Source organism: Aeromonas lusitana (assembly GCF_002812985.1).
In the GTDB taxonomy this organism is placed as follows: domain Bacteria; phylum Pseudomonadota; class Gammaproteobacteria; order Enterobacterales; family Aeromonadaceae; genus Aeromonas; species Aeromonas lusitana.
Genome location: NZ_PGCP01000022.1, coordinates 129937 through 145982 on the forward strand (window position 1 = coordinate 129937; position 16046 = coordinate 145982).

18 protein-coding genes and 1 other RNA gene are annotated in these 16046 nt (G+C 59.4%); 8 read left to right on the forward strand and 11 right to left on the reverse strand.

What is annotated here, in order from left to right:
* From lfiM to rsmI, 3 genes are all read right to left on the reverse strand, one after another.
* Window positions 1–858 carry a lateral flagellar motor switch protein LfiM gene (gene lfiM, locus CUC44_RS14690; RefSeq protein ID WP_279627829.1) on the reverse strand — a complete coding sequence of 286 codons (858 nt, stop codon included), beginning with the start codon at window positions 856–858 and terminating at the stop codon, window positions 1–3.
* Between the two features lie 247 nt (window positions 859–1105).
* An RNA gene (gene rnpB, locus CUC44_RS14695) (RNase P RNA component class A) lies at window positions 1106–1491 on the reverse strand.
* 167 nt (window positions 1492–1658) lie between these two features.
* Window positions 1659–2492 (reverse strand): 16S rRNA (cytidine(1402)-2'-O)-methyltransferase, encoded by an 834-nt coding sequence (rsmI, locus tag CUC44_RS14700; protein WP_100860653.1) that lies wholly within the window; start codon window positions 2490–2492, stop codon window positions 1659–1661.
* Between the two features lie 199 nt (window positions 2493–2691).
* On the opposite strand from rsmI, the gene CUC44_RS14705 reads away from it, so the two are divergent.
* Genes CUC44_RS14705 through dolP form a run of 4 tightly spaced genes read left to right on the forward strand, consistent with a single transcriptional unit; the run spans window position 2692 to window position 5978 of the window.
* The gene (locus CUC44_RS14705) at window positions 2692–4482 is read left to right on the forward strand and encodes a penicillin-binding protein activator (RefSeq protein WP_244166794.1); all 1791 of its coding nucleotides are present in this window, start codon (window positions 2692–2694) and stop codon (window positions 4480–4482) included.
* Entirely contained in the window at window positions 4400–4795 is a 396-nt protein-coding gene (locus CUC44_RS14710) for a YraN family protein (protein ID WP_100860655.1), read from the forward strand. Before CUC44_RS14705 ends, CUC44_RS14710 begins: the two co-directional genes overlap by 83 nt.
* Window positions 4796–4804: 9 nt before the next feature.
* A complete protein-coding gene (locus CUC44_RS14715) occupies window positions 4805–5395 on the forward strand; it encodes a D-sedoheptulose-7-phosphate isomerase (RefSeq protein ID WP_100860656.1) in 591 nt (196 codons plus the stop codon).
* A 4-nt stretch (window positions 5396–5399) separates the two neighbouring features.
* On the forward strand, window positions 5400–5978 hold the full coding sequence (gene dolP, locus CUC44_RS14720; RefSeq protein ID WP_100860657.1) for a division/outer membrane stress-associated lipid-binding lipoprotein: 579 nt from the start codon (window positions 5400–5402) through the stop codon (window positions 5976–5978).
* A 44-nt stretch (window positions 5979–6022) separates the two neighbouring features.
* Here dolP and CUC44_RS14725 read toward each other — a convergent pair whose 3' ends face one another.
* The 8 genes from CUC44_RS14725 to zapE all read right to left on the reverse strand — a co-directional run bounded on the left by CUC44_RS14725 (window position 6023) and on the right by zapE (window position 12201).
* Window positions 6023–6448 (reverse strand): ClpXP protease specificity-enhancing factor, encoded by a 426-nt coding sequence (locus tag CUC44_RS14725; protein WP_100860658.1) that lies wholly within the window; start codon window positions 6446–6448, stop codon window positions 6023–6025.
* Entirely contained in the window at window positions 6445–7074 is a 630-nt protein-coding gene (gene sspA, locus CUC44_RS14730) for a stringent starvation protein SspA (protein WP_100860659.1), read from the reverse strand. Before sspA ends, CUC44_RS14725 begins: the two co-directional genes overlap by 4 nt.
* 87 nt (window positions 7075–7161) lie before the next feature.
* Window positions 7162–7896, reverse strand: a complete 735-nt coding sequence (locus tag CUC44_RS14735) for a cytochrome c1 (RefSeq protein WP_100860660.1) — start codon at window positions 7894–7896, stop codon at window positions 7162–7164.
* Window positions 7893–9110 (reverse strand): cytochrome b, encoded by a 1218-nt coding sequence (locus CUC44_RS14740; RefSeq protein WP_100860661.1) that lies wholly within the window; start codon window positions 9108–9110, stop codon window positions 7893–7895. Before CUC44_RS14740 ends, CUC44_RS14735 begins: the two co-directional genes overlap by 4 nt.
* Before the next feature lie 2 nt (window positions 9111–9112).
* Window positions 9113–9703, reverse strand: coding sequence for a ubiquinol-cytochrome c reductase iron-sulfur subunit (gene petA, locus CUC44_RS14745; protein ID WP_100860662.1), 591 nt, complete (start codon window positions 9701–9703; stop codon window positions 9113–9115).
* A gap of 300 nt (window positions 9704–10003) precedes the next feature.
* Window positions 10004–10396 carry a 30S ribosomal protein S9 gene (rpsI, locus tag CUC44_RS14750; protein ID WP_005336286.1) on the reverse strand — a complete coding sequence of 131 codons (393 nt, stop codon included), beginning with the start codon at window positions 10394–10396 and terminating at the stop codon, window positions 10004–10006.
* Window positions 10397–10410: 14 nt separating this feature from the next.
* Window positions 10411–10839, reverse strand: coding sequence for a 50S ribosomal protein L13 (rplM, locus tag CUC44_RS14755; protein ID WP_005336289.1), 429 nt, complete (start codon window positions 10837–10839; stop codon window positions 10411–10413).
* A gap of 267 nt (window positions 10840–11106) precedes the next feature.
* Window positions 11107–12201 carry a cell division protein ZapE gene (zapE, locus tag CUC44_RS14760; RefSeq protein ID WP_100860663.1) on the reverse strand — a complete coding sequence of 365 codons (1095 nt, stop codon included), beginning with the start codon at window positions 12199–12201 and terminating at the stop codon, window positions 11107–11109.
* Between the two features lie 140 nt (window positions 12202–12341).
* On the opposite strand from zapE, the gene CUC44_RS14765 reads away from it, so the two are divergent.
* The 4 genes from CUC44_RS14765 (at window position 12342) to CUC44_RS14780 (ending at window position 16042) form a co-directional block, all read left to right on the forward strand.
* A complete protein-coding gene (locus tag CUC44_RS14765) occupies window positions 12342–12722 on the forward strand; it encodes a Z-ring associated ZapG family protein (protein ID WP_100860664.1) in 381 nt (126 codons plus the stop codon).
* 81 nt (window positions 12723–12803) lie between these two features.
* Window positions 12804–14162, forward strand: a complete 1359-nt coding sequence (locus CUC44_RS14770) for a Do family serine endopeptidase (RefSeq protein ID WP_100860665.1) — start codon at window positions 12804–12806, stop codon at window positions 14160–14162.
* Between the two features lie 89 nt (window positions 14163–14251).
* Window positions 14252–15373: an outer membrane-stress sensor serine endopeptidase DegS gene (gene degS / locus CUC44_RS14775; RefSeq protein ID WP_100860666.1), complete on the forward strand. Its 1122-nt coding sequence runs from the start codon at window positions 14252–14254 to the stop codon at window positions 15371–15373.
* A gap of 309 nt (window positions 15374–15682) precedes the next feature.
* Window positions 15683–16042, forward strand: coding sequence for a transcriptional regulator (locus tag CUC44_RS14780; RefSeq protein ID WP_100860667.1), 360 nt, complete (start codon window positions 15683–15685; stop codon window positions 16040–16042).
* The last annotated feature ends 4 nt before the right edge of the window (window positions 16043–16046 follow it).

The window sequence follows — 16046 nt, forward strand, 5'->3', positions numbered from 1 at the left end:
CTACTCCTCTACCACGGTTGCAACCTGATACACCAGGCTGCCTTTATGTTCGGCGATGCGGCCATTGAAACAGGGGCGGTTACCGATCAGTGCCGGCACGACCTCGGGTAAATCCAGCGAGAGCACATCCCCCACCTTGAGGCACTCCAGATCCGCCAGCGTCATGGACATCTGCCCCATGACCACCCGCAGTTGCACCGGCACCTGGGTCAGCGCCTGCTCCAGTTGCACCGCCTGCACGTGATGACCGGAAGTAATGCCGATCGCCTCCTCGGGAGGCAGCAACCAGAACTGCCACCCGTGGGTGCTGCCACCCGCGACCATGCAAGCATCCGCCACCCAGAGCCGGGGCGCAGATACCGATTCCCGGGTGATCAGGTTCAGCTGCCAGGCGAGATCCCCCTGCCCTAGGCTGGCAGACCAGATATCGATCTGGTACTGGCACAGCCGCAGCAGCAAACGCTGCTCGGTATCGGTCAGACCCTTGCCATGGGCTGCCTCGGCGCCCTTGTGCTGCAAGGAACCACCAAAAAATAGCACTGCGAGGCGATAGATCACTGAGGGGGAGATGGAGAAATAGGCGACCCGCTGCACATCGAGCGGGGTGCGGGCCTCCACCCAGAGCAGACGATCGTCGCGCTCCTGGGGTGAGGCAGAGGAGAAGTCCTGATAACTCAGCTCACAATCCGCCGCATTGAACAGCTGGGCCATGCAGCCCGATGCTTGCAGCGAGAAGGAACCCAGTTGGGAATTGAGCTGCTTGAGCCGCGCCAGATTGGCTCGCTCGACGCCCAGCAGATCATAATGGGGAAGGGCCCTGCCCCGCTCGGCGGACAGCAGCCGAGAAGGTGTGAGCATTACGCCGCTTGATGACATTACAAATCCACCTTAGCCATTTTCATCTCGCCCTACTGCCATATAGAGACACTCATCAGGCCAGCCGCGTGATCGATATGAAGAGTCCAGCCGACACAGAGCGACCGAAATGGGCGAGAACTTTATTACAAATCCCCAAAAGGCGCTATGCAGCCATCCGGCAGGCTGAAAATAAAAATCCCGGCACCTGAAAGGTGCCGGGATTTTAAGGTAATTGCTTACCTGAATAGGTCGGAGTCGGCCTGTAAGCCGGGTTCTGTTCCGGGTTGCCCCGGTAGCAATCATTCCTCTAGGCCAGCAATCGCTCACTGGCTCAAGCAACCTACCCGCCCCCAACGCGGGCCGCGCCAATAGGGGCCTATTTGGTCTTGCTTCGGGTGGAGTTTACCGTGCCACGAACTGTTGCCAGTCGCGCGGTGCGCTCTTACCGCACCCTTTCACCCTTACCTGATCCCTTGCGGGCCATCGGCGGTTTGCTCTCTGTTGCACTGGTCGTAGGCTCACGCCCCCCAGGCGTTACCTGGCACCCTGCCCTATGAAGCCCGGACTTTCCTCCCCTCCGCCCGTCTGTCCCGAGGGACACAACGACGAAGCAGCGATTGCCCAGCCAACTCCGGGCGCGGATTATAGCCTTGTCCGCCGTCCCGGGTAAACCGACAATTGCCATTTGCGTCGATTCAGGGGGCTATCAGTCACATTTTAGAAGAGAGTCATGCTAATTTTTACATCTACAGCAGCCAGTTTCACTGCCACCAGGCCGACTATCTGCGCACTTTGATGACTCAATAGTGCTCGAGGCCATATTTATAGAGCGCATTCTTCTTCACGCCATGGATCTCGGCGGTAAGTGCCGCCGCCTTCTTCAGCGGCAGCTCGGCCACCAAGAGGCCCAGGGTACGGATCGCCTCAAACGGCAGCTCTTCATCCACCTTGCTGGCACCGGCCACCACCAGCACGATCTCGCCGCGACAGCGGTTATCGTCCTCACCGAGCCAGACCAGCATCTCGGAGGCGGGCAGACCGTGGATGGACTCGAAGGTCTTGGTCAGCTCGCGGCACACCACCACCTGGCGCTCCCCCAGGATGCGGGCGATGGCTTCCACCGTCTCCTGCACCCGGCGCGGGGATTCGTAGAACACCAGGGAGCGGGTGTCTTCGATCACCGCCTGCAGCCGGTCGTCACGGCCCTTGGCCTTGGCCGGCAGGAAGCCTTCGAAGGCGAAGCGATCCGTGGGCAAGCCAGCGGCGGATAAGGCCGTGATGGCGGCGCAGGGGCCCGGCAGCGGCACTACCTTGACTCCGACTTCGCGACAGCGGGTGACCAAGTGATAACCAGGGTCACTGATGAGGGGCGTGCCCGCATCGGAGACCAGGGCCACGCTCTTGCCCTCCTTGATGCGACCTATCAAGACGTCGGCCTTCTGCTGCTCGTTGTGGTCATGCAGGGCGAAGGTCGGTACCGAGATCTGGTAGTGACTGAGCAGGATCCCGGTATGACGGGTATCCTCGGCGGCCACCAGATCGACGCTGCGTAAAATATCCAATGCTCGCTGGGTGATGTCCGCCAGATTGCCGATCGGAGTGGGGACTATATACAGGGTTGGGATGTCACTCATGGGATCTCCGAGTGTCCCGACAATTGTGTCGCCATATTGGCCCGTTTACACTATGTAGAACTTCAACACTGGTCGGGGAATGAACTTGAACCGGGTTACAAAGCAGCTAAGTGTATCACGACTCTTCGGCATCCTACTCGCGGCGCTCTTGCTCGCCGCCTGTGCGTCGGAGCCCAATCCAACTTCCGGACAGCCCGGCATGCCGTCGGCCTTCTCGGATCTGACCAAGAATGCCCAGTGGTATCTGGAGCAGGTGGATCCCGCCAAACCGGCCGAAGCCTTCACCTGGCAGGTGATGGCGGCGCGCAGCTACCTGGCCCTCGGCCAGGCCAAGCCGGCCTCCGCGCTCTACCAGCAACTGCAAAAGCAGGCCCAGAGCGAGGAGCAGAAGGCCCAGTTGCAACTACTGCAGGCACACCTGCTGCTGGCCCAGGGCAACGCCAATCAGGCGCTGATCCTGCTGGAAGGCAAGCCGGAAGTCGCGCTCGATGCCGATACCCAGAAGGATTGGTATCGCCAACGGGTGGTGCTGCAGCTCGACATCAACAACAAGTTTGGTGCCGCCAAGTCGCTGATCCTGCTGGAGCCTTATCTGGCCAAGAATGAGCTGTCCACCAATCACCAGCAGATCTGGTCCCTGCTCAAAAGCATGACCCCCTCCACCCTGCAGGCACTGGAGGAGGCCCCGGCCCCCGACGTGACCACGGGCTGGCTGCGCCTGGCGGCCCTGGTCAACGAGTTCGGGGCCCAGCCCAGTCAGCTCGCCCGCCAGCTGGCAGGCTGGAAGCAGAGCTTCCCGAACCACCCGGCCCAGACCGACATGCCGGCCGGCCTCGGCGATCTGGCCGCGACCAATGTGGGGGCGCTGCAGCAGGTCGCCGTCTTCCTGCCGCTGTCCGGCAACCTGGAAGCCCAGGGCGCCGCCATTCGCAACGGCATGCTGATGTCCTACAAGGAGAATCAGAGCCAGTTCACCCTGAACTTCTATGACACTCAGGGCAAGGCGATGGGGGATCTCTACAAGCAGGCTGTTCAGGAAGGGGCCAACATGATCATCGGTCCCCTGCTCAAGGACAGGGTCGAGGAGCTGCTCAAGGCCAACCCGACCGTGCCCGTGCTGGCGCTCAATGAGCTGGACAAGCCCATCGTCAACGACAACACCTACTACTTCTCCCTCTCCGCCGCCGCCGATGCGAGCCAGGCCGCCCAGTACCTCTATGGTCAGGGTTATCGCAAGCCCCTGCTGATCGCGGCACAAGGCCGGATTGGCTACAGCAGCATCAAGGCGTTCGAGCAGGCCTGGGCTGGCGTCAGCCAGGAGAAACCCGTGGTCGCCACCTTCGGGGCGCGCAACGAGGTGCAGGGCATGGTCAAGAACGCCCTGAGCGGCCGCTCTACCGCCCGCGCCGGGGAAATCGTCCAGCTGTCCGATGCCGCGCCGCGCAGCATAGATGCGGTCTACGTGGTGGCCAACAGCCTGGAAACCCGGATGATCAAGCCCTATGTGGACATCTCGGTCGACCCCATGGGCAGCCTGCCCATCTACAGCAGCTCCCGTGGCTATGACAGCGGCGCGACCGAAGTCGCCTCCGAGCTCAACGGCATGCACATCTCCGACATGCCGTTGTTGCTGGGCGGTTATGAGAAGGAGCGGGAACAGATAGCCGTGCTCTGGCCACAGACCCAGGGCGATCTGCTGCGCCTGTTTGCCCTCGGCTACGATGCGGTCGGCCTGGCCGGCAACCTGCAACAGATGCGCAAGGTCAACGCCATGCAGCAGCCAGGCATGACCGGGCAGCTGAGCGTGGATCCTCAGGGCAACATAGTGCGCATGCTGGATTGGGCCATCTACCAGAATGGCAAGCTGGTCAGTGACAGCGCCGTGCCCCAGCTCGAGGACAGCTCTCATGAGGAAACTACTGACCCGGCTGCACCAGCAGTGGTTGAACCTGTTGCCCCCAGCGGCGACCAGCAAGGGACAACACTTTGAGCAGGTAGCGGAACGCTGGTTGCAGGCCCAGGGCCTGCAACCCGTGACCCGCAACTACCGCTGCCGGGGTGGTGAAATAGATTTGATCATGCGCCAGGGCCAGACCCTGGTGTTTGTTGAAGTCAGATATCGCGCCAATGCCAGCCATGGCGGTGCCGCCAGCTCGGTTACAAAGCGAAAACAGCACAAGATCGTGCTGGCCGCCCGCCACTATTTCAAGCAACATGCCATCAACGAGGCCAGCCAGGCCTGCCGATTCGATGTGATCGCGTTCGAGGGCGACCAGCCAGACTGGATCCAGAACGCGTTTTAAGAGGACCCTATGACTGATCCCATCAAAGAGAACTACACCGAAAGCATCCAGACCAAGATAGCCGCAGCCGAAGCCCTGCCGGAGGCTATCCACACGGCCGCCCAGATGCTGACCATCTGCCTGCTCAATGGCCACAAGGTGATGGCGTGTGGCAATGGTCCTTCCGCGGCGCTGGCACAGCTGTTCATCTCCGAACTGGTGAACTGCTACGAGACGCCACGCCCTTCCCTGCCGGGTCTGGCGCTGACCCCCGACATGGCGACCATCAGTGCCATCGCGACCGACCACGGCTTTGAAGAGGTCTATTCCAAGCAGATCCGCGCTCTGGGTCAGCCCGGCGACATCCTGGTGGTCCTCACCACCACGGGCAACAGCCGTAGCCTGATCAAAGCCGCCGAGGCGGCCCTGTCTCGCGACATGACCATCATAGTGCTCGGCGGTGGCGATGGCGGCGAAATAGCCGGCCTGCTCGGCCCCAACGACGTGGAAATCCGGGTTCCCTCTGCTCGTCGTCCTCGCATTCTGGAAGTGAATTTGTTGACCCTGCACTGCCTGTGTGATCTCATCGACCAGACACTATTCCCGCAACAGGAAGACTAAGCCCATGAACAAGAAGATCCTCGTACTCGGCCTGCTGGCCGGCTCCCTGCTGCTTCAAGGTTGCGCCGCCGTCGTGGTGGGAGGCGCTGCCGGTGCCACCAAGGCGTCTGGCGATCGCCGTACCCTGGGCGCCCAGTGGGACGATCAGACCATAGAGCTCAAGGCCGCCAACCTGCTGGCTGACAGCAAGCAGCTGAGTGCCGCGAGCAAGATCAGCGTCTACAGCAACAATGGCCGCGTCCTGCTGGTCGGCCAGACCCCCTCCGACGCCTACAAGCAGGAAGCGGGCAAAATAGTGGGCCGCATCGAAGGGGTGCGCCACGTCTACAACGAGCTGCGTCTCGGCAAGCCGGTCAGCATAGGGGTGCGCAGCAACGACACCTGGATCACCTCCAAGGTGCGGGCCGACATGCTGGCGGCGAAGCAATTCGACAGCACCAAGGTCAAGGTGGTGACCGAGAACAGCGAGGTATTCCTCATCGGTCTGGTGACCCGTCAGGAGGGGGATCAGGCGGTGGAGATCGCCCGCCACGTCAGCGGCGTGAAACAGGTGATCAAGGCCTTCGAGTATGCCCAGAACTAAGCAGACCCTGGGATATGAAAAACGCAGCCAGTTGGCTGCGTTTTTTATTTGATGACTTTCAGAGTCGGGCGACCGGTTGGGCGCGGCGGTTCCGGCTCGGGCTCAACGGGTGCCTCGGCCTGCTCCAGCCAGAGATCGTAACCCGGCTCGGGTGGGAACAGGGTCCCCACGCCGTTCTCCCGGGCATGGATGGCCAGGATGGCCGCCATGGGAATATAGACCTGCTGCGACACGCCGCCGAAACGGGCGCTGAAGCTGACTGCATCATTATCCATGTGAAACTGGCCTACGGCCCGGGGCGCTATGTTCAGGACGATCTGGCCATCCTGCACAAACTGCATCGGTACCATCACATGGGGGATATTGGCATTGACCACCAGATGGGGGGTCAGGTCATTATCCAGCAGCCAGTCGAAGAACGCCCGCAACAGATACGGGCGGCTGGGTGTCATGGTCGGTTCAGTGCTCATACGCTGGCACGGATCTCGCGCTCGGCTTCGGTCAGGGAAGCCTGGAAGGATTCACGCTCGAACAGGCGAACCATGTAGGCCTTCAGCTCTTTGGCACCACGACCGGTGAAGTCGATGCCAAGGCTCGGCAGACGCCACAGCAGCGGGGCCATGTAGCAGTCGACCAGACCGAACTCTTCGCTCATGAAGTAGGGCATTTCACCGAAGATAGGCGCGATAGCCAGCAGATTGTCACGCAGCTCGGTACGAGCGGCCTCGACGTCTGTACCTGCCATGATCTTGTCGGCCAGAGAGTACCAGTCCAGCTCGATGCGGTGCATCATCAGACGGCTGTTGCCGCGAGCCACCGGATAGACCGGCATCAGGGGCGGGTGCGGGAAGCGCTCGTCCAGGTACTCCATGATGATGCGTGAGGTGTACAGAGCCAGCTCACGATCCACCAGGGTCGGCACACTGTTGTACGGGTTCAGCTCGGCCAGCTCGTCCGGCAGGTTGCTCGGGTCAACCTGGCAGATATCCACGCTAACACCCTTCTCCGCCAGGACAATGCGCACCTGATGGCTGAACATATCGTTGGCACCGGAAAACAGCGTCATTACCGAACGCTTATTGGCAGCTACAGCCATTGAACCCTCCCGTCATTAAAAAGCAGAAACGGCAATGAAGCATTTCTAACTTCATTGCCGTGCGTCATATTACCCTGATCTGGTCGCTTAGTGAACGTCGCGCCAGAATTCCTTCTTCAACAGCACAGTGAAGATGAAGAAGATAACGATGAAACCGAGTACCCAGAAGCCCATACGTTCGCGCTCCTGTTGTACCGGCTCAGCCGAGTAGACCAAGAAGTTTACCAGATCCAGTACCGTCTGATCATACTCTTCGTTATTCATTTCACCGTTGCCGTCAGATTTGATGCTGACGACCTTCTGCACCGACTGCCCATCGACCTCATGAGTCCCGAATTCGGCGCGGGGCGTCCCCTGCAGCGGCTCCAGTACATGGGGCATGCCCACGGACGGGAAGACTGCGTTGTTGACCCCGAACGGCCGGGTCTCATCCACGTAGAAGGAGCGCAGGTAGGTGTAGATCCAGTCCGCACCACGCACCCGTGCCACCAGGGTCAGATCCGGGGGCGGCGCCCCGAACCAGCGGGCGGCGTCCTTCTCGGACATGGCGCTCTTCATCAGATCGCCAATCTTGGCACCGGTAAAGACCAGGTTCTCCCGCATCAGATCTTCCGGGATGCCGATGTCGGCGGCCACCCGGTTATAGCGCTGGTATTGGGTGGAGTGACAACCGGCACAGTAGTTCATGAAGGTGGTCGCGCCACGCTGCAAGGAGACCTTGTCACTCAGGTTGTACTCGGCCTTGTCGAGCGGGAAACCACTGCCGGCAGCCAGCGCCAGACTGGGTAACAGGGCCAGCACAGCGAATATTATTCTTTTCATTTGAATGTCACCCTCTCCGGCAGCGGCTTGGTATTTTCATTCTTGCTGTAGAAGAACAACAGGACGAAGAACCCGAAATAGCCCAGTGAACAGATCTGCGCGATCAGCGTCAGCGTCGGGGTCGAGGGCAAGACACCCAGCACACCCAGGATGACGAAGCAGACCACGAACTGGGCGATGTTCAGCTTGTGCAGTGTGCTGCGATAGCGCACCGAGCGCACCTTGCAACGATCCAGCCAGGGCAGCAGGAACAGCACCACGATGGACAGGCCCATCATGATGACCCCCAGCAGCTTGTCCGGTACCGCCCGCAAGATGGCGTAGAAGGGCGTGAAGTACCAGACCGGGGCTATGTGCTCCGGGGTTTTCAGGCCGTTCGCCACTTCGAAGTTCGGCTTCTCGAGGAAGTAACCCCACATGTCCGGCTTGAAGAAGATGATGGCGCAGAACAGGAACAGGAAGCCCGCCACCCCGATCATGTCCTTGACCGTGAAGTAGGGGTGGAACGCCACCGCATCCAGCGGCCAGCCGTTCTCATCCTTGTGCTTCTTGATGTCGATGCCATCCGGGTTGTTGGAACCCACCTCGTGCAGCGCCAGTATGTGCATGGCCACCAGCATCACCAGCACCAGCGGCAAGGCGATGACGTGCAGCGCGAAGAAGCGGTTCAGGGTCGCCCCCGAGATGACGTAGTCCCCCCGGATCCATAGGGTCAGATCGTCGCCTATGACCGGAATGGCGCCAAACAACGAGATGATGACCTGTGCACCCCAGAAGGACATCTGGCCCCAGGGCAGCAGGTAGCCCATGAAGGCTTCCGCCATCAGCACCAGGAAGATCAGCATGCCGAAGATCCACAGCAGCTCGCGTGGCTTCTGGTAAGAGCCGTAGATCATGCCGCGGAACATGTGCAGGTAGACCACCACGAAGAAGGCGGAGGCGCCGGTGGAGTGCATGTAGCGCAGCAGCCAGCCGTAATCCACATCCCGCATGATGTATTCAACGGAGGCAAAGGCGCCTTCCGCCGACGGGTTGTAGTTCATGGTCAGCCAGATGCCGGTGATGATCTGGTTGACCAGCACCAGCATGGCAAGGGAGCCGAAGAAGTACCAAAAGTTCAGGTTCTTGGGAGCCGGGTACTTGGCCATGTGGTCGTTGTACATGGCAGTGAGCGGGAAACGATCGTCAATCCAGCCCATGAGTTTGGCAAACATGGTCAGGCCTCCTTGCCATCGGCACCCACCAGAATGGTGGTGTCGCTAAGAAATTTATATGGCGGAATGACCAGGTTCAGCGGCGCGGGGACGCCCTGGAACACTCGACCAGCCATGTCGAACTTGGAACCATGACACGGGCAGAAGAAGCCGGAGGTCACGCCTTGCACCTGTTCACCGAAGCTGTCGGGCAGGTAGGAGGGAGAGCAACCCAGGTGAGTACAGATACCGACGGCGACGAAGATCTCCGGTTTGATGGATCTGTAGCCGTTGTGGGCATAGTCCGGCTGTTGCGGCTCATCGGAGGCAGGATCGCGCAGCTTGTCATCGTGCGTCGCCAGGGCATCCAGCGTCTGCTTGGTGCGTTTCACCACCCAGACCGGCTTGCCACGCCATTCGACGCGGATCAGCTGACCCGGCTCTAATTTACTGATATCGACTTCGACCGGAGCCCCCGCCGCCTTGGCTTTGGCACTCGGATTCCATGACTTTATAAACGGCACTGCGGTAAATGCAGCTCCTACACCGCCAACGGCAACCGTTGACCAGGTAAGAAATCTGCGGCGACCGGTATCAACTGGCGCATTGCTCATCCAAAAACTCTCCCATGTGGACTCCGCTCATTCTTATTAGTGTCCCTGTTCCCTTTCTCCTCCCCCTGTGGCAACTGCGATGGAAGCGGAGTGGCAATTGACACAGAAAGACCATGGAAATTTTAAAGAAAAGATAACAATTTGACAAGAAAGAGAAGCGATGGGTGAAAACAATAAATACACAATTTTTTGTCTTTTGTGACGCGTGGTTAGCATTGCCGTAAGGAATATTACCAATAAAAAAAGCCTGGCAGTTGCCAGGCTTTTTTGACACTCGTGAGAGTGCGTACCAAAAGCGAATTAACGCTTGGAGTACTGCGGACGCTTACGAGCTTTGTGCAGACCGACTTTCTTACGCTCAACCTTACGGGCATCGCGAGTAACAAAGCCTGCTTTACGCAGTTCGGAACGCAGGGTCTCGTCGTACTGCATCAGAGCACGAGTGATACCGTGACGGATCGCACCAGCTTGACCGGAGATGCCGCCACCGTTAACGGTGATGTACAGATCCAGTTTCTCGGTCATCTCAACCAGTTCCAGCGGCTGACGAACTACCATGCGGGCAGTCGGACGGCCGAAGTATTGCTCCAGGGAGCGCTGGTTGATTACGATTTTACCGCTACCCGCTTTGATAAATACGCGAGCAGTGGAGCTTTTGCGACGGCCGGTACCGTAGTATTGATTTTCTGCCATGTTGCCAGTTCCCGTTAGATATCCAGTACTTGAGGTTGCTGAGCAGCATGAGCGTGCTCTGCGCCTGCGTAAACTTTCAGCTTACGGAACATGGCACGGCCCAGCGGACCCTTCGGCAGCATGCCCTTGACGGCAGCTTCGATTACCATTTCCGGCTTACGCTGAATCAGCTTGTCAAAGCTGATGGACTTGATACCACCCGGGAAACCGGAGTGAGCGTGGTACATTTTGTCGGTAAATTTCTTACCGGTTACGTGTACCTTCTCAGCGTTTACAACGATGATGTAATCACCGGTGTCAACGTGCGGAGTGTATTCAGCTTTGTGCTTACCACGCAGACGAGCAGCGATCTCGGTTGCGATACGACCCAGAGTTTTACCTTCTGCGTCCACAATGTACCAGTCACGTTTTACGGTTTCTGGCTTGGCAACGAAAGTTTTCATTAAGTTAAACCCAATTACCTGTTACAGACCCAATTGCTTATGGGGGCTCTCCCACAAACAACAAACGATGGCCTACCTGTACCCCTTCGAATACAAGTAAAGCTTAAAGTGTTGCTGTCTTATCGACAGCTGTAACGTGGGCCGGGCGATTATAAGTGAAGTTGCCTTAAATATCACCTGCTAATTTCACTGCCATGAAGCTAGCAAATGTCGCCCGGCCCTACCTGCCGCAGATGCCCATCCGACTGGCAGGCTCGGGTATTGTGACTAAGGAAGGTGCACTCTGGCAAGGTATTCGTGCGATTGCATTTCCTGAAGACGCGAAAGACAGCGCTTGAATTCGAAATTGAGCAGGCCGTCTCCATAGAGCGCCGTCATGGGCACGGCCGCCGACAGGATGAGTTTGACGTGCCGCTCGTAGAACTCGTCCACCATGGCGATGAAACGGCGGGCGGCGTCATCAGTACCCGTGCCCATGGGCTGCACATTGGCCAGCAGCACGGTATGAAACTCCCGGGCCAACTCGATGTAATCCCCCTGTGAGCGAGGGGTGCAGCACATCTGCTCGAACTCCATATAAAGCACCCCCTCCCCCAAGCCCAGCGCGCTCAACTGACGATGATTCACCTCCAGCGTGGCGGTATCGATCTTCGCCAGACCCGTCAACTGGCCGAAATAGCGATCCAGATTGCACTTGGCCTGCTCATCCAGCGGGAAGTGGTAGATCTCCGCCTGCTCCAGAGTACGCAGTCGATAGTCGACGCCTCCGTCCACGTTGAGGATCTCGCAGTGGTGCTCGATGAGCTCGATGGCGGGCAAGAAACGTGCCCGCTGCAGACCGTTGCGATAGAGATCCTTGGGCGGAATGTTGGAGGTCGCCACCAGCACGACGCCGTGGCCAAACAGCGCCTGGAACAGGGTCCCCAGCAGCATGGCATCCGTGATATCGGAGACGAAAAACTCGTCGAAGCAGATGACATCCGTCTCATCTGCCAGCTTGCTGGCGATGAGTTGGAGAGGGTCGGCCTGACCGGTCAGCCCCTTGAGTTCATCATGGATCCGGTGCATGAAGCGGTGAAAATGAATGCGAAGTTTCCGCTCGCCCGGCAGGCTGTCGAAAAAAGTATCCATCAGCCAGGTCTTGCCTCGGCCCACTCCACCCCACATATAGAGTCCGAGGACAGGGGCGGCAGGTTTGTTTTTTTGCAGCCAACCAAACAGGCCGCGGGATCTGGTCGGAGTCGGGCTGGCGCACAAATCCTGATAGAGTCGTTCCAGGCGGGCCACGGCCATCGCCTGAGCCGGGTCGGCCACAAAGCCGGGACGCTGCAAATCCTGCTGATATTTTTGCTGCGGGGTCATCCTGTAAACCGCCTCCAAGTCCCTGAATGAAGGACAAAATGGTATCACGCTCTCGGGGTGCACGGTATAGTGCCAACGAGGCATCGCGGTCAAGCCGACCGTCTCAACAATCATCGACTTAGCTGTAACAAGGAGCATCTATGACTCTGTTAAACGGGATCCTGCTGGCGGTAGCCGCTCTTATCATAGGCGTACTGATCGGCCGTTTCACGGTCCGCAGCCGGGATGCCGGACGTCTGGAACAAGAGCTGAAAAAAGCCCACAAGGAGCTGGAAAGCTATCAGGGTCAGATCAATACCCACTTTGCCGATAGCGCCGCCCTGATGGAGCAGTTGGCCGATCAATACCAGACCCTCTATCGCCACATGGCCGAGCAGAGCAAGTTCCTGGCCAAGGTACAGGAGCCGCTGTTCCGCGAACCTCAGGCCGAAGAAGGGAAAGATGAGTCTGCCAACGAAGAACCGGGTCTGCCGCCGCGCGACTATGCGGGTGCGTCCGGTCTGCTCAAACAATCCAGCTAGTCCCTAGTGGAACTTATTACGCCTTATCGTGGTCAGACCTTGACGATTGCATTGCAACTTTTTCTGGGAGCTGTTTCTCATATGCGTAAATCTCTTTCTGTATTCAGTGTATTAGCCCTCAGTGTCGGTATCGCCCTGTCTGCGGCGCCAGCGCAAGCTGCCCTGCCCCTGCTGGCGAACAACCAGGAGATGCCGAGCCTGGCCCCTGTCCTCGAGCAGGTCACTCCTGCCGTGGTCAATATTTCCGTCTCTGGCAAGAAGATCACCCGCCAGCGCCTGCCGGAACAATTCCGCTTCTTCTTCGGCCCCAACATGCCCGACGAGCAGGTGAGCGAGCAGCCCTTCCAGGCGCTGGGCTCCGGCGTCATCATCGATGCGAAGAAGGGCTATGTGATCACCAACGCCCACGTGGTGCACGAGGCTGACGAGATCAAGGTCAATCTGAAGGACGGCCGTGAATACGCCGCCAAGAAGATTGGTGAAGACAAGCAGTCCGACATCGCCCTGCTGCAAATCAAGGCCGACGATCTGGTGCAGATCAAGTTCGCCGACTCAGACGACCTGCGGGTCGGTGACTATGCGCTCGCCATCGGCAACCCGTTTGGCCTGGGCCAGACCGTCACCTCGGGCATTGTCAGCGCCCTCGGTCGCAGCGGCCTCAACATCGAGAACCTGGAGAACTTCATCCAGACCGATGCGGCCATCAACTCGGGTAACTCAGGTGGCGCCCTGCTCAACCTGCGTGGCGAGCTGATCGGTATCAACACCGCCATCCTGGGTCCGAACGGTGGCAACATCGGCATCGGCTTCGCCATTCCGTCCAACATGGTGCGCGACCTGTCCGATCAGATCGTCAAGTACGGTGAAGTGCGCCGTGGCCAGTTGGGGATCACGGGCACCGAGCTGACCACGGATATTGCCAAGTCCTTCGGTTACAACAAGAAGGATGGTGCCTTCGTCAACCAGGTCATGCCTGACTCCGCCGCCGCCAAGGCCGGGATCAAGGCGGGTGACATCATCATCAGCATCGATGGCAAGCCCATCCGCTCGTTCGGTGAGTTGCGTGCCAAGATAGCCACCATGGGTGCCGACAAGCAGGTTGCCCTCGGTCTCATCCGCGATGGCAAGGAGCAGACCGTCAAGGTCACCCTGAAGAAGGCCGATGACAGCGAGATCCTCGCCAGCGCCCTGCACCCGGCACTGGAAGGAGCCAAGCTCAGCACCAGCACAGAGCCGGTGACCGGCGTGGCTGTCTCCGATATCGATCCGCGTTCCCCTGCCGCCGCCTCCGGCCTGCAGAAAGGCGACGTCATCATCGGGGTCAACCGCCTGCGCATCAACTCCCTGGGGGAGCTGACCAAGGCCTTGAAAGACAAGCCGGAAGTGCTGGCGCTGAACATCCAGCGTGGCGACTCCTCGCTCTATTTGGTGATCCGTTAAGTCCCTCACACCCGCGGCAACCGCCGCGGGTGATTTTTATCCACCGATAATGTTATTCTCTGCGCGCAGCATGTACGGATGAGAATGACATGAAAATCCCACCTTTGATCAGTTACTTGGGCAAGTCTGTCGGCTTCGGCCTCACCGTCGCGGCGCTCCTGTTGCTGCTGTTCCCCAATTTTCGTGGCGGTGCCCCTCTGCCGGGCCTCATCACCAATGCCCGTGAACTGAGTTTCTCCTACGCCGCCCATCGCGCCGGCCCTGCCGTCGTCAACATCTATACCCGCAGTTTCGCCGGCAATCGCGGCGAGAAGGCCGAGCTCAGGCCCCAGGGGCTGGGTTCCGGGGTCATCATGAGTTCCCGTGGCCACGTGCTGACCAACTACCACGTCATCGCCGATGCGGACCAGATAATCGTCGCGCTGCAAGATGGCCGGGTGTTCAGCGCCGAGCTGGTCGGTTCCGATAAGCTGACCGATCTCGCCGTGCTCTACATCGAATCGGACAATCTGCCGGTGATCCCCCAGGATCCCGAGCGACTGCCGGACGTGGGAGATGTGGTGCTCGCCATCGGCAACCCCTACAACGTCGGCCAGACCATCACTCAGGGCATCATCAGTGCCACCGGTCGCATCGGCCTCTCCAGCATGGGGCCGGACAGCAATGGCCGGCAGGATCTGCTGCAGACCGATGCCGCCATCAATGAGGGCAACTCGGGTGGCGCCCTGGTCAACGGCCGTGGCGATCTGGTGGGCATCAATACCGCCGCCTATCACCTCAACGGCAACCAAGAGAGCTACGGCATCAGCTTCGCCATCCCCTACAAGCTGGCCAAACGCATCATGGACGAACTGATCGCCAACGGCCGGGTCATTCGCGGCTACCTCGGGATCTCCAGCGTCGAAATCAATCCCATAGTCGCCCGCATGATGAACCTAGGCGACCTGCAGGGCCTGGTGGTGGAGAGCCTGGATCCGACGGGGCCGGCCAGCAAGGCTGGGCTCAAACGCGGGGACGTATTGCTCAAGGTCAACGGCGAGGCCATCAGCGGTGTACGCGCCGTCATGGACAAGATCGTCGAAAGCCGCCCCGGTACCAAGCTGCGCATCTCCGTCATCCGCAACGGCAAGCCGCTCGAGGTGGAGGTCACCATCGAAGAAGACGTGCGCTACCAGAATCTGCCCGCGAGCAGCGCGGCGGCCACCAGCTAAGCGACCACCTCGACTGCAAACTGGGCCCCAATGGCCCTGTTTTTGTTTCCGCCCCGCCACCCTTTGCGTGAGGCGACTCACAATTCCACACCCCGCCCTCTGTCAGGTGTCGCCCCCTAAAGTGCGGCGCCGATCACATTCAAAACGCCTTGAACACCCGATTTTGTGCCTCTGAGCCACAAAAGTGGCTGCCTTGGGTCTGCTTCCGAGCGGGATTTCCAGTTAGAAGCGGAAAAAAGCTGCCTCCTCCATACGGCTTTACCGCCTTAGGGTAGTCACATCCCTTCTGCCAGCCTTGGAGAGCAGACCTTGACTACCGACACCCATGACAGCGCCCTGACCCCGGACAGCCCGGCCTTGCTGCGCAAGACAGATCTCACCCTGGCGCGCATCCACAGCCTGCTGGCGGAGCAGGGCATTCGTCCCAACGAGGTGCAACAACAGATGCTGGCCTCCCATGTCAAAGCCATGGTGTGGCGCTCTTACAGCGGTGAATCCCTGCCGGAGGTCGACCTCAGCCTGTTCGACGAGATCTCCCCCCTCTCCCTGCGACTGGCCGAACAGGTCGTCGCCTGGCTGGACAAGCTGGCCTATGAAGAGGCCCATCTCTTGTCCGTCCATTTCGAAGTCGCCAAAGAAAATGAACTCAGTTCCGTACTGAACCCCTAATCAA